The organism is Companilactobacillus mindensis DSM 14500 (assembly GCF_001434275.1).
Lineage (GTDB): Bacteria > Bacillota > Bacilli > Lactobacillales > Lactobacillaceae > Companilactobacillus > Companilactobacillus mindensis.
This window is the reverse complement of record NZ_AZEZ01000006.1, coordinates 15,460-29,329: the sequence shown is the minus strand read 5'-3', so window position 1 is coordinate 29,329 and position 13,870 is coordinate 15,460. Positions and strand designations below refer to the sequence as shown.

Below are 13,870 nucleotides of genomic sequence, written 5' to 3'. Positions count from 1 at the left end.
AAAGTTCTAAGTAAAGAGTTTAATCTTTACTTAGAACTAATCTTAGGTTGTTTAATTTTAGTACCAAGCGGGTTTGTCACCGTCAGTATTAGGTTTGTTGATACCAATTGATTCGCGTTTGAATTTGTCAGGATCTTGAGTAATATCTACAACTACTTGAGCAATCGATCTTCTTGATACTTCAGTACCTTTGAAATCTTCGCCCTTTTGCGTAACTTCGTAGTCAACTTCTGGCTTGTCAGTCAACCATGCGGGACGAATGATCGTGTAATCAAGGTCAGAATCTTCAATAACTTTAGCAGCGGCAGCATAATTTGTAATGTAGCTTCCGAGTGTCTTATTGTTCCATTCACCGAATTTACCAGGTACTTCATTATAAATACCCAAAGTTGAAATCCAAATCAAACGAGTCTTGTTTTCAGCGTGCATTGCCTTAACAACTGCACGAGCTTCACTTTCGATATTATCGCCTGCCAAATTAGCATAAACGACATCGACGTCCTTCATTGACTCTTGTAAATCTTCAACATTGGTTGCGTCTCCTTCAACGGCTTCAACCAATGTATGTGAATCAGCGAAATCTCTTAAACGACCTGCATTTCTCAAGAATAATCTCAAATCTGAATCGGTCGTATCGATCAAAATATGTTCTGCTAAGCGGGCAATTTTACCGTTAGCACCTAAAATCAAAACTTTAGCCATTATTTTTCCCCCTGTATTAGTTTCTATAGTCCAATATAAGATTGTTTCTAAATTTATACAAAGAATGTTTCTCGACATAGTCCGAACAATTACAAATTAACAAAAAAATAAATATTATCAAAATTATTTCTCTTAAAAATGACATCTTGTAAAATTATTACTGAGCCTAAAATTTCTCGCTCAAGCATGATGTTATAATTATTAAGTATTTGACGTTTGAAGGAGGATGTTTTATGGCAAGCGATGTAGCTCATCTGATCAAAGTTGCCTCGAATGAAATTTCCCGTGGCATCAATACTTTTGCCCGCCAATATGGATTGACTGGAACTCAGGTTCAGATCATTCATTATTTAGCTATCTCTAGCGATAAAAATATTTATCAAAAAGATATCGAAAATGAATTCAATATTAGACGATCAACCGCTACGAATATTTTGAAAACAATGGAGAAAAATGAATTGATATTGCGCCGTAATATCAAGCCTGATTCCCGATTAAAGCAAATCATCTTGTCCGATAAATCCAAAGAACTTCAAGACGCTATCGCTGATTTTATGACTACTAATGATCAGAAGATCTTGTCTGCCATAGGCACCTTGGAACGTCACAGCTTCGTTCGTGCACTCAAAAAGATTCCCCAAAAATTAAAAAAGTGAGGTACTGATTCAATGACTAAAGTAATTATGGATTGCGATCCTGGAATTGACGACGCTATCGCCTTGACCGTCTTACTCGCCCACCCAGAAAAAGCTGATTTATTAGGCGTTACCACTGTTGGAGGCAATGTTAAATTAGAGTATGTTACTCAAAATGCCAAGAAACTACTAACTTTCTTAGGATCAAACGCCCCCTTAGCATCTGGTCAAGCTACGCCTCTAGTTAAAGAAGTCGAAACTGCCGGTGAAATCCACGGTAAAACTGGCATGGATGGTTATGACTTTCCTAAGAACAGTTTGGATTACCCCCTAGCAAGCCATAACGCCGTTACATTCATGTACGACAAAATTTCTAAGAGTACTGAAAAGGTCAATTTGGTGGCTACTGCGCCTTTGACTAACGTTGCTTTGTTGCTCAAAACTTTCCCTGAAATCAAAGAAAAAATTGCTCACATTTACATTATGGGTGGCTCTACTTTGCAAGGAAATATTACTTTGGCGGCTGAATTCAATGCCTACGTTGATCCTGAAGCTATGAGTATCGTCTTCAATTCTGGTTTGCCAATCACCCTTTCCGGATTGAATTTAACCGAAGATAAAGCCTACCTAACTATGGACGAAATCAATCAAATCAAAGACCTCGGTCATGTCGGCGTTATGGCTAGTGCCATCTTGGACTTCTACTCATCTGCCGAATTAGCCAAAGGTATGACTAAGATTCCTATCCACGATGCTTGTGCCGTTATTAGTTTGATTGCTCCAGAATTATTCACTAAGAGTACAACTTACTCAATGGATGTTTCCTTAACTAACGATCAATATCGTGGCATGACTTACCCTGACCGTCGTACCGATGCACCTATCAAGAATCAGATCAAAGTCCTAGAAGACGTTGACCGTGAGGCTTTCGTTAAATTTCTCTTTGACTCTATCGCAAGCTACGATAAGTAAGAATATTCTGTATATTAATCACTAAAAGGTAGTAATCTCAAAAATGAGGTTACTACCTTTTTATCATGCTTTTTTTAATACCTTTTTTATAATCTCTAACCCTTCAAACAAATCATCTTCATCCATAACCAACGGCGGCAACAACCGCAAAGTATTGTGTTTTGCCGACAGAGTCAACAATCCTTGGTCGTGTAATTTTTCGATAACTTCATTTACATCAGTTGTTTCATTCAAGTGAATACCGATCATAAAACCAAGACCGGTAACATCATTAACAGCAACTAAAGGTTTGATTTCTGCATTTAACTTTTGCCAAATTACTTCTGCTTTCTGTTGAACCTGGTTGAGAAATTCTGGCGTCAGTTGTTGTAAGACTCCCTTGGCAGCCGCCATTGAGAGTTTGTTTCCCCCAAACGTGGTACCGTGAGAACCTGGTCCAAAAGCACTTATTAAGATCTTTTTACCAATCATCGCTCCAATCGGAGTCCCATTTCCTAGTGCCTTGGCAGAAGTAACGATATCGGGGTCCAAACCGAATTGTTGGTAAGCAAATTTAGTTCCTGTTCTGCCGATACCAGTCTGAACTTCATCGATAATCAACAACACGTCATGTTCTTTACATGCAGCATGAATTTTAGTTAACCAAGTTTTATCAGCTACATAGACGCCACCTTCACCTTGGATAACTTCTAAAATGACTGCCGCCAAGTTATCATCGATCAATTCCAAAGCTTGGTCATCGTTATAGTCGGCAAATTCAACATCAGGAACTAATGGTGCAAATCCCTTTTGAATATCGGGATTACCAGTCAAAGACATCGATCCATAGGTCCGACCGTGAAAACCGTTGTTAAAGGCTAAAACGGTCGTTTTTCCAGTATATTTACGAGCTAATTTGAAGGCTGCTTCGTTAGCTTCGGTACCAGAATTGCAGAAGAAGGCTAACTGATCATCGTTACAAAGCAAATCAGCGACTTCATCTTGAATCTGACTTTCATATAAATTAGAAATATGCCAAATTTTTGCTAGTTGATTTTGGACATTGTTTTGAATAATTTCATTACTGTAACCAAAGCTACAAACACCGATGCCACTTGTAAAATCCAAATAATTTTTACCATGATTATCAGTTAAATGAACCCCTTCGCCTTTTACCAAATCAAAGGGAAATCTTGCATAAGTTGGGAAGACATGTTCCATCATAAAACCTCCAAAATTTTTATATTACTCAATATCTTATTGGAACTGTGTTCCTGGTCGGCCTAAATCGTTCGTAATAAAGGTTTGCGAAACGCCGTTTTTCAAAGCTGTGAATGAAGCTTTGATCTTGGGCATCATCCCCGACTTAATAATATTTTTCTGATACAGCTGATCAGCAACCGATTCACTCAACAGTGGCACTAATTTGCCTGAATTCAAAACTCCTGGGACATCGGTCAAAAGTACTAATGATTCAGCTTCTAATTCAATCGCAATCTTGGCTGCCGCTAAATCCGCATTGACGTTTAGCCACTGACCATCTTTTGTCTGTGCTAAAGGTGCCAAGATACCAATCTCATCACGTAATTGTTGATGCAACCATTCCTTGTTGATCTGAGTGATTTTACCAACTTCACCATATTTATCGTGATCTAAATATTCTCCTTGCAACAATTTATTGTCAGCTGCGTTCAAACCAACGACTGGTAAGCCAGCATCTGCAATACTTTGACAAAGTTTGGGTTGAACTAATCCTAACAACACAGCTTTAGTGACATCTAAAGTAGCTGGATCAGTCACCCGGATGCCGTCGATTTTTTGGACATTCAAATTTAATTTTTGACTCCATTGAGAAATCTGGGGACCGCCGCCATGGACAATCAAAATTCGTTTTCCTTGTAGCCACCACTTCTCAAGTTGTGCAAAAAAAGTCTGTGGTAATTGGGTACTAGCGTTGCCGCCAATTTTAATAACAATTGTTTGTTTCATAATCTCTACCTCATACGTATTTTTATTTATAAACTCAGCTTCTGTATGTGGCATTGATTCGGACATAGTTATAAGTAAGATCACAGCCCCAAGCTTGCCCAGTTGCCGTTCCGGAATTCAAATCGACTAAAATAGTAATTTTATCGTTGCCCAAAGATGCTTTCATCTCAGCTTCGTCAAAATCGGCACTGTGGCTATTCTTAACTAATGGCAGATCATTCAACCAAACTGAGGTGTGATCGACATCTACCGTGGCGTTCGTCTGACCAATAGCGGCAATGATTCGACCCCAGTTAGCATCTTCACCAAAAATCGCTGACTTAACTAGATTGGAACCAACAATTGCTTTAGCGACTTTTTGAGCATCAGTGTGAGTTGCGGCACCTTCGACGTTTACTTCGACTAATTTAGTTGAACCTTCACCGTCAGCAGCGATGTCTTGGGCTAATTCTTCCAAAACAGCGTGATAAGCTTCGAGAAAGTTCTGTGAATCAATTCCTCCATCGGATTCGATCGGTTCATTTCCAGCTAATCCATTGGCCATTGTAACGACCATATCGTTAGTTGAGGTGTCACCGTCTACTGTGATCTGGTTGAAAGTAGAGTCTACTTCCTGACTCAACATTGTTTGTAATTGACCGTCAGCGATTTTGGCATCTGTCACTACAAAACCTAACATCGTCGCCATCTTGGGATGAATCATCCCTGAACCTTTACAAAAACCGGTTATCGTCACTGTCTTTCCAGAAATTTCTACTTGAGTTGTAATAGTTTTAGCATGTTTGTCAGTTGTCAAAACGGCTTCGGTAACATAGCCATTGTCTAATAACTGCAATTGTTCGATACCTTTAGCAATAGTTGGCATTGGCAATAATTCTCCAATCAAACCTGTTGAGGCAACCCCGACCATTTCATTTGGAAGACCCAACTTCTCAGCTGCCAAAGCTTGCATTTTCAAGGCGTCGATCATCCCTTGTTCGCCAGTAACTGAATTAGCAACGGCTGTATTCATGACCATGGCTTGCAGTTGGTGATCCTGATTGATTGTCTGCTTAGTCAACTTTGTGGGAGCAGCTTGAAATTGGTTCGTCGTATAAGTCCCAGCGGCCTGAGCAGGAACCTCCGAATAAAGCCAGCCCATATCCTTTTTCTCAGGGTTCTTACGTAGGCCAGCATGGACCCCATCGGATTTGTAGCCTTTGGGCCATGTGAATGGAATTACTTGATATTTAGTTTCTTCTTCAATAAATGATTGCATAAAAAAATCCTCCTAATTTATGGCAAAACAGGAATTAAATCTAATCCTGCGCCTGGCTCGTAATCAAACATTTGGTTAAAGTTTTGAATTGCTTGCCCAGCTGCACCTTTTAGGAGGTTATCAATAACACTGACGATGACGATCTGATGGGTAACAGGGTTTAATTGATAACCGATGTCACAGAAGTTGGTTCCGACAACCTGTTTGATGGTTGGGAAAACTCCTTCAGTAGCATTTACAAAGGTGGTATCTGAGTAAGTTTGGATGAAGGCGTTTCGTACGTCATCTTCAGTTATTCCAGACTTTGCCTTTGCATAGCAACTGGCCATTATTCCACGTGTCAGTGGTAATAAAGTGGTTGTGAACTGAATATAAGGTACTTCTTCATCCCATTTTTGTAATTGTTGAACAATTTCAGGAATATGTTGATGTTGATTTACCTTATACAGTTGCAGATTTTCATTTGTTTGGCTGAAATGAGTTGATTCACTCAATTTCTTTCCCGCACCGGAAGTGCCTGATTTGGCATCGACGATGATTGAAGCAGGATCGATCAGATGATTTTTTACTAAGGGAGCCAAAGCCAAGATAGTTGCTGTTGCATAACATCCTGGGTTGGCAACATAAGTTGCTCCTTTAGCACTGGTAAAATCAGCTAATCCGTAATGTGAATTCTTTAGGTCCAAAAAATCTGGAGCCTCTTTTTTATACCATTTTTGGTAAACATCACGTGACTTCAAACGAAAGTCTCCAGCCAAGTCGATCACTGGAAAGCCTTTTTCGATAAACGGTTGGGCTAACTCAGTAGTGACACCGGCGGAAGTTGCGAAAAACACCATTTGATTATTTTCCATGATATCAGCAGGATTATAAGGCAAAATGTATGTTCGTCGTCGTAGTTGTGGCAGTACTTCTTCTAAAGCTTGTGCTTCTTTCTGTGCGTGTCCATATAGGTTCACATGATCGACATTGGGATGATGCAGCAGCAATTCGTACAAAACGCTGCCGCTATACCCGGTAACTCCGACAAGACCAACATTCATATGCGTCGTATCCTTTCTTGATATCTGTTTTATAATCTCTACATGTCGTGTAGAAATTAATTGCTAGAATACGCTTTAAAATTAAAAAGTGCAAGTCTTTTTTTAATATAATAATTATTATTCTAATTTTATTTTCTTTGTTTAACATGGTATCTACATAGATATCATTAGCATCAATTAGATATTTTTTAATTTAAGAAAAATAGTCATCAAAGTGAAGTAGCCGTTTACATTTTGATATTAAGGACAAAAAAATAGTCTCGATCCAACGAAATTTTTCGCTGGATCGAGACCTTTTTTATTAAAAATTATTTAGCAATTTTTGTAGCAAAATCTGGTTCGTAAACTGAATTTTCTTTCAAATTGAGTCCACTGTTCAAACGAACATTTGTGATCCAGACCCACTCGTTGGATGATACTTGACCCCAGAATGAACCGTATTTGTTAACAACTAATTTGGAAATCTTCCATGAACTATTTGCTGGCAAAGTCCGATCATAAGAGTTTGTTTCCGTGTTATAAGTCTTCAAAGCTGAGTTAGTCGTTCCAACCAAACCATGTCCTGGTGTTGGAATGGAGTCAGCTGCTGAGACCTTCTTAGAATCTACTGAAACGCCGGTTGATAAGATCCATTGGTTAGTTGCAATTTGGTAATAAACTTGTTTGTTAGCGTGCAAGGCACTGCCAAGTTTCCAAGCACTACCTTTAGCAATGATCTTACCAGTATCGTTACCATTGTTGTCGATCACGTTCAAATCAGTAATAGCAACACCTGTCTTACCTGAGTTAGTACTTGTTGTAACGTAGCTTTCGCTGGTGTTGATATTATTAGCAGTTGTACTTTCGTCAGCAAACTTCAAGTTGACCGCTAAAACCCATTCGTTAGTAGCGATTTGATAGAAAGTTTCCTTATTGACGGTTAAAATTTTACCAACTTTCCAAGCACTGCCCTTTGGCAAAGTTAGGCCAGTACTCTTACCATTGCCATCGACGACATCCAATTCAGTCGTTGCAACACCTGTCTTACCATTGTTAGTGTCACTGGTAATATATGAACTGGTTGTAGTGGTATCGTTATTATCTTGGCCAACAACCGTGATATCTAAAGCTGAAACAAATTAATTAGTTGAAACTTGATAGTAAAGTTGTTTGTTAGCGTGAAGAACTTTTCCCAATCTCCATTGGCTGCCGCTTGGCAAAGTTCTACCAGTACTGTTACCGTTGGCATCTACAATATCGAGAACTGATGTGGCTGTACCAACTTTTCCCGTATTAGCGTCATTAGTAAAGTAATTAGTGGCAACTTTTCCACCGAAATCATCGGAAGAATTAGCTGAACCAGTAACGTTTGAAACCGCTGAAGCTGGAATATATTCGTTAGTACCGACCATATAATGAGCAACGCCATTGAGTGTGATCTGTGTACCTAACTTCCATTGACTGCCACTTGGCAAAGTTGTTCCTGTCGCTTTACCATTAGCATCGTAAACTGGTGTAGCATTACTTACAGTACCGATAGCCTCAGCACTAACTGATTGTTGTGGTAGGGCGTTTAAAGCAGCCGGTGCCAGCATAATAGCAACAGCAGAAGCGACTAAAATCTTACTTTTTGTATTTTTTATTGTCTACATCCCCATAAATATCTAGCTTTATTCATATTCAACTCTAAGTTTATAATTACTTTAAACGATTACAATTGATTCTTAACAATCATAAGAAAATTTTATGAATATATCGCAATTGTGAATACTAAAAATACTTTTGAAATTAGGAACTGATCTTATGAAAAAATATCACGTTTACCAAGTTGATGCTTTTACCAAAACTAAACTAGCTGGCAATCCTGCTGGCGTCGTCACTGATGCCGAAGGACTGACAGATAAACAAATGCAACAGATTGCCCGGGAATTGAATAACTCCGAAACGGCTTTTATCACTCACCCTACCGTTGGCGATGCAGATATCCAGATCCGTTTCTTCACACCTACGACTGAAGTTCCCATCTGTGGTCACGCAACGATCGGTGCTAATTTTGCCCGAGCAGTCGAAAATAACTCACCTTCACAATCAATCGTCCAACAGACTGGTGCCGGGAATTTACCGATCGATATTTCTAAAACAAATGGCAGCTACCAGATCACTATGACTCAAGGAAAAATTCGCGTAGATGAACCTTTATCTGATAATATTCAAAGTGAAATTTTGCAAGCGCTAGGTCTTACTAAAGAACAGCGTAATTTTGACTGTCCCATGGCGATTGCCTCGACCGGTGCTCCAAAAGTAATGATTGCCATCGATTCACAAGAAACACTTGATAGCTTACAGCCTGATTTGGACGCACTCAAACGAATCACACCCAAAATCAATTGCAATGGTTACTATGTATTTACTTTGAATCCTGGGCAAAAGGAATTGATCCACGGTCGCATGTTTTCCCCAGCTAATGGTATCAACGAAGACCCAGTAACCGGCAATGCTAATGGACCTTTAGGTGCCTATTTGGTCAAATATAACTTAGTAGAAACTAGCGGTGATATGTTTGAATTCCGTATCATTCAAGGCGAAAAAATCAACCGTGCTGGAACTATGTTAGTCCGCGTCACCTTACAAAATGGTAAACCAACAAAAATTCAAATCATCGGTGATGCTGTCATCGCTTTTGATACCTTCATTGAAATTTAAAACCACTTGAACATCTCAAACTACCGCTTAGGCAATTTAATTATTTTTCTTTTTTTCATTGTGCTATAACTTAGACAACAAAGTCAGGTGATTGCTATGAAAAAAGATATCATCTTGAGTGATAGTTGTTTTATTGGTTCACTGCCGTCTTCCATGAAATTCTGGTGGATTGCTGGAACGCTGTGAGAGCAACTTAGAGCCAATTACGGTTCAAATTGTCTCTAAGCTTGTCTGTCTCTAACCTGGCGAGGGACACGCCAGCTAAGAGACTTCCACGGCTGAGCATCCACCAGAATTCCATTCCAGACTAGAAGATTTAAGGATTTTGGATCTCGAGATATTAATATAGGCAATTTCATTAAGTATCAAAATAGCAAATACTTGTATACTTATCATTAACCATTTAAATCGTACAAAAATAGGCCGTAATTCTTAACAATTTAGGAATTACGGCCTTCTTATATGTAAAACTATATTTATATTATTAATGATTTTTACTCAAATATTATATATACCAACTAAACAACGAAAACCCTAGCCTGGAGAGCAAAAGCTGATGGGCTCAGTAGTGGTTTAATCTTAGCTAGCGTACTGTGCTGGCTTAGATTACTGCCGAGCTTGAAGACAATTTTTAAATTGGCTCCAAGTCGTGCTCACTACGTTCCAGCCCATCAGCTTTTGATCGGAAGGCGACATATTTCAACCACCCCCCCGCTTTTTTACACAGCATATTTCAAAGAAAAACTTATTTTTTTAGAAAAGCTTTCCAATAAGTATAATCTTGCAAGCTCAAATCATCGTTACGCATGACCAAATCTCTAAACGGCACATGTTTAGTCAACAATTTTTTACCACTCAAATATTCAACATTATCAACTCGTTTCAAGTTAGCTTGGTAATTAATAACCATCTTTGTCTGCAAGTTAGCAAATAATACCACTAAACACACCGCCACAAAAATATTCAAAAACTTAGATTTATCAAGATTCGATACCTTCAAAGCTCTCGTCAAGAAAATCATTGTGATCAAGTACAAGAAGATGTACGAGGCAAACATCCCCCGAATATTCAACGGATGCAAAATAATAAAGAACGGTAAGAACAATGCTAAATAAGAGAAATAAGAGAAGAACAACAAGATATTATTTTTATCTTTCAAGAATATCCGCAAAATAGCATAACCAATAAAAATCACAAACAAGCCACTGACTAAAGCGTCATATCTTGAAAAACGAGCACTCAAACCTACACTGATAAACACTTTATCGATCGGTAACGAAGAAAGATATGTATTGGCAAGCGTGTAATAAATAACGAATATCAACGACAAACCAGTAATATCCCACAATTTGCGCGACTTATCTGATATAGCAATCACGATCAATGAACCACAGATAATTACGATAGGAATGAAATTCAAAGTTACGAACCAAAAATGCGTCGTAGTTGCGTAATTATTGATCATATCGACCAAACTCGTACCAGCACCACGATAATCAGATTCTTCAAAATAACTAGGGTTAGAGAACATCAAAACAAACGACAGACAGGCTCCCAATAAGTAGCTGTAATTAAAGGGTTTTAATTTGATCGTACCTTTGAAAACTAGGCCAACTAAAATAACTAATGCACCCAAGCCCACTTGGAAAATCGTAACGTGCTCAGCGAAAAATCCACCGGCAAACGAAACTAAGAAAGCTAAAAATGTCATAAAAATAGTATGTTTAAAAATAAACGAACTTTCCCGTAGTTGGCGCTGAACAATGACTAAATAGCAGAGCAATAAGGTGATCGAAGGCACATAATTAACAAATCCAGCATTCCAGCAAAGAATATTAGTGACGTACTTCCCTTGGAAAGAGAAAATCAAAAACAATGCCATCAAAGTCGATTGCCAAGTGTTCCCTAACAATTGACTAATGCACCACGTCAACAAGGTTAAGAATATTGCGAAAACGATCATTCCAAATAAAACATTTTTGACAGTAAAAATTTCTAAAATACTGCCCAAGTAGCGGCCATTACTATTACCCCCATAGAGTTTCTCAGGGCCATAGAAATGGTGTTCCAATAAATATTGTCCTTTGTCACTGATCCAGTAATAATCATCGCCGGCAGTGATCAAGAAGTAACGCATCACAAAGAAATAAATGAAAATACCACAATAAACAAGTGGTTTCCCAAATCGTTTAGTAAAACTAGACATTTTAATTCCCCTAATTTTTAAATTATTTACAACACAAAATTCATCATATCATAGTGATCCTACGAATTATTTTTGACTTCACCTAAAATAATATCAGAAATTGAGGCCAACTTAAATATCGGATTTTTCAATGAAAAAACGAAATTATTTGTGATATGTTCGATGGTTGATAATCATGAACGAACGGTAAATTTGTTCCGTCAAAACCAAGCGCATCAACTGATGTGGCAAAGTGAACTTACCAAAACAGACACTATAATCAGCTCGTTTAGTAACTTCGGGACTGACACCTAGTGAACCGCCGATGACAAAAGTAATATCGGAAGTTCCATAAGTGGATAAGTCATCGATCTTTTTGGCCATTTCTTCCGAAGTGAGTTCCTTACCACGCAGATCCAACAAGATGACATATTCCTTGTCTTTGATCTTGTTTAAGATCCGTTCCCCTTCAATTTGTTTCACTTTAAGATCTTGAGCCTCACTCAAGCTTTCAGGTGCTTTTTCATCCGGACACTCAACTATTTGAAATTTACAAAAAGCTCCCAGACGTTTAGCATATTCGGCGATTCCAGCCTTGAAATACTTCTCTTTCAGCTTTCCAACCGTAACAATTTTAATATTCATAATTAAATATCTCCTCAATAATTATCATACGAAAGTATCCCCAAATTGCCAAATTATTTTTCGAAAAATAACTACTCAAAATTGCCCCTAAAATAATGTTTGTCTGTTTTTGTGTAACATTGATTATCGTTGATATAATAGGATTTATCACTCATCTTTATAGCAATTTTAAAAAATGTTAGTTGATCTGTGAATAAATTAAATTCTTAATTTAACGGCATTTATGCACAGGAGTTATCAACCTGTGGATAACTTTTATCAATCAGTAGTCATTTTCCCGAAGAAAATCTTTAGTTTTCAGAAAATAGTTCAAAAAAAGGCGTGAAACCACTATTAATTGGTTTCACGCCTTTAATTTTATTCGGTTGTTTGCTTAGTTAAATGTACCTTGGCAGTATTCAACTTACCATTGCGGTAATATTCAACGTTTACGGTATCACCGACTGAATGTGAGTAAAGTGCTGTGTGAAGAGCAGCTACGGAAGCTACCGTCTTGTCGCCCAACTTGACGATCACATCGTATTTCTTCATTCCGGCAGCCTTTGCGACTGAACCAGAGGTTGTGCTATATACTACCACACCTTTAGTTACACTGCTTGGTAATTTCAAACTTGATTGCGAATCATCAGTAATTTGATCAAGGTCTAAGACTTTGATACCAAGCGATGGTCTTTCAACTTTACCATTTTCTACCAATTGATTGATGATCTTAACTACTTCATTACTTGGAATAGCAAATCCCATCCCTTCAACGGAAGAACCATCAGTATTTGAGGCCAACTTCATTGAATTGATACCAACAATCTGACCAGCGGCATTAACCAATGGACCACCAGAGTTACCAGGGTTAATAGCTGCATCAGTTTGAAGAACCGTTGCCTGACCAGTTGCTTGACCAGTATTTTGATCTTGAGTCGTCACAGTTCTGTTAGTAGCGGAAATAATACCCTGAGTAACCGTTGTGGCATATTCACTACCAAGTGGCGAACCAATAGCAATTACTGGGTCACCAGGTGAAACATTGTCAGAGTTACCAAATCCGGCCGTGGCTGGCACTTTGTTGCCAGGAATCTCCAGAACGGCCAAGTCAGTAGCCGTATCTGTACCGACTAATTTAGCAGAAATCTTAGTCCCATCTTCAAGAATAATTTCCAAAGAGTCAGATCCAGAAACAACGTGGTTATTAGTTACAATGTAACCTTTGCCATTTTGTTTGGCATAAATCACACCAGAACCTTCACTGTACTCTTGTAAATTACTGTTTGATGAACTGGAACTAGAATCGGAATTTGAATTGGAATCTGAACTATTACTATTGTCATCGGCTTGATCTTGAGTACTGTCTGACGAACCACTGTCTCCAAACAAGTCACCGAAGATCGATGCGATACTGCCATCACCAGATGAACTCTGTTCCTTTTGTTTTTGCAAGTTAATTACGGAAACAACTGCACCATTAACCTTCTTATAGGCTCCCGACATCGAACTGGATGTGTTTACCTTCGTGTTGCTTACTTGCGTTGTTCCAGCGGCACCATTGCTTGTTGAAGCCGTATCAGAAGCATTATTGCCAAAATATGTAAAACCTGCAAAGGCAATTACGACACCTAAAGCGGCAGAAATAAAGGCTACGATTCCCGTCTTGAGTAAAGAATTATTACCAGAATTCATTTTCGAACCTCGCTTATTTTCTTTGACCCTTGATTCAGGTTGGTCATTTTTGTCATTATTCATCTAATATTCACTTCCCCATATCTAAGCTTTACTTATAATATAACGT

13 protein-coding genes are annotated in these 13,870 nt (G+C 38.4%); 3 read left to right on the top strand and 10 right to left on the bottom strand.

Annotated features, from left to right (window positions below; translation table 11 throughout):
- Window positions 1–57: 57 nt before the first annotated feature.
- Window positions 58–702 carry an SDR family oxidoreductase gene (locus FD29_RS01430; protein ID WP_057887208.1) on the bottom strand — a complete coding sequence of 215 codons (645 nt, stop codon included), beginning with the start codon at window positions 700–702 and terminating at the stop codon, window positions 58–60.
- A 233-nt stretch (window positions 703–935) separates the two neighbouring features.
- Between FD29_RS01430 and FD29_RS01425 the strand changes: the two genes are divergently transcribed.
- On the top strand, window positions 936–1,358 hold the full coding sequence (locus FD29_RS01425) for a MarR family winged helix-turn-helix transcriptional regulator (protein WP_057887207.1): 423 nt from the start codon (window positions 936–938) through the stop codon (window positions 1,356–1,358).
- Between the two features lie 12 nt (window positions 1,359–1,370).
- Window positions 1,371–2,309 carry a nucleoside hydrolase gene (locus FD29_RS01420; RefSeq protein WP_057887206.1) on the top strand — a complete coding sequence of 313 codons (939 nt, stop codon included), beginning with the start codon at window positions 1,371–1,373 and terminating at the stop codon, window positions 2,307–2,309.
- Between the two features lie 63 nt (window positions 2,310–2,372).
- Here FD29_RS01420 and FD29_RS01415 read toward each other — a convergent pair whose 3' ends face one another.
- The 6 genes from FD29_RS01415 to FD29_RS01390 all read right to left on the bottom strand — a co-directional run bounded on the left by FD29_RS01415 (window position 2,373) and on the right by FD29_RS01390 (window position 8,152).
- Window positions 2,373–3,509 (bottom strand): acetylornithine transaminase, encoded by a 1,137-nt coding sequence (locus tag FD29_RS01415; RefSeq protein WP_057887205.1) that lies wholly within the window; start codon window positions 3,507–3,509, stop codon window positions 2,373–2,375.
- A gap of 36 nt (window positions 3,510–3,545) precedes the next feature.
- Window positions 3,546–4,277, bottom strand: coding sequence for an acetylglutamate kinase (argB, locus tag FD29_RS01410; protein WP_057887204.1), 732 nt, complete (start codon window positions 4,275–4,277; stop codon window positions 3,546–3,548).
- A gap of 34 nt (window positions 4,278–4,311) precedes the next feature.
- Window positions 4,312–5,535: a bifunctional glutamate N-acetyltransferase/amino-acid acetyltransferase ArgJ gene (argJ, locus tag FD29_RS01405; protein ID WP_057887203.1), complete on the bottom strand. Its 1,224-nt coding sequence runs from the start codon at window positions 5,533–5,535 to the stop codon at window positions 4,312–4,314.
- A gap of 17 nt (window positions 5,536–5,552) precedes the next feature.
- Window positions 5,553–6,578: an N-acetyl-gamma-glutamyl-phosphate reductase gene (gene argC, locus FD29_RS01400; protein WP_057887202.1), complete on the bottom strand. Its 1,026-nt coding sequence runs from the start codon at window positions 6,576–6,578 to the stop codon at window positions 5,553–5,555.
- A gap of 308 nt (window positions 6,579–6,886) precedes the next feature.
- Window positions 6,887–7,579: an SLAP domain-containing protein gene (locus FD29_RS01395; RefSeq protein WP_057887201.1), complete on the bottom strand. Its 693-nt coding sequence runs from the start codon at window positions 7,577–7,579 to the stop codon at window positions 6,887–6,889.
- A gap of 117 nt (window positions 7,580–7,696) precedes the next feature.
- Window positions 7,697–8,152 (bottom strand): SLAP domain-containing protein, encoded by a 456-nt coding sequence (locus FD29_RS01390; RefSeq protein WP_057887200.1) that lies wholly within the window; start codon window positions 8,150–8,152, stop codon window positions 7,697–7,699.
- A gap of 208 nt (window positions 8,153–8,360) precedes the next feature.
- On the opposite strand from FD29_RS01390, the gene FD29_RS01385 reads away from it, so the two are divergent.
- On the top strand, window positions 8,361–9,260 hold the full coding sequence (locus FD29_RS01385; protein ID WP_057887199.1) for a PhzF family isomerase: 900 nt from the start codon (window positions 8,361–8,363) through the stop codon (window positions 9,258–9,260).
- A 745-nt stretch (window positions 9,261–10,005) separates the two neighbouring features.
- Here FD29_RS01385 and FD29_RS01380 read toward each other — a convergent pair.
- From FD29_RS01380 to FD29_RS01370, 3 genes are all read right to left on the bottom strand, one after another.
- Window positions 10,006–11,466, bottom strand: coding sequence for a DUF6056 family protein (locus FD29_RS01380; protein WP_057887198.1), 1,461 nt, complete (start codon window positions 11,464–11,466; stop codon window positions 10,006–10,008).
- A gap of 144 nt (window positions 11,467–11,610) precedes the next feature.
- On the bottom strand, window positions 11,611–12,090 hold the full coding sequence (rlmH, locus tag FD29_RS01375) for a 23S rRNA (pseudouridine(1915)-N(3))-methyltransferase RlmH (RefSeq protein ID WP_057887197.1): 480 nt from the start codon (window positions 12,088–12,090) through the stop codon (window positions 11,611–11,613).
- 357 nt (window positions 12,091–12,447) lie between these two features.
- Window positions 12,448–13,824 (bottom strand): S1C family serine protease, encoded by a 1,377-nt coding sequence (locus FD29_RS01370; protein WP_057887196.1) that lies wholly within the window; start codon window positions 13,822–13,824, stop codon window positions 12,448–12,450.
- Window positions 13,825–13,870 lie beyond the last annotated feature (46 nt).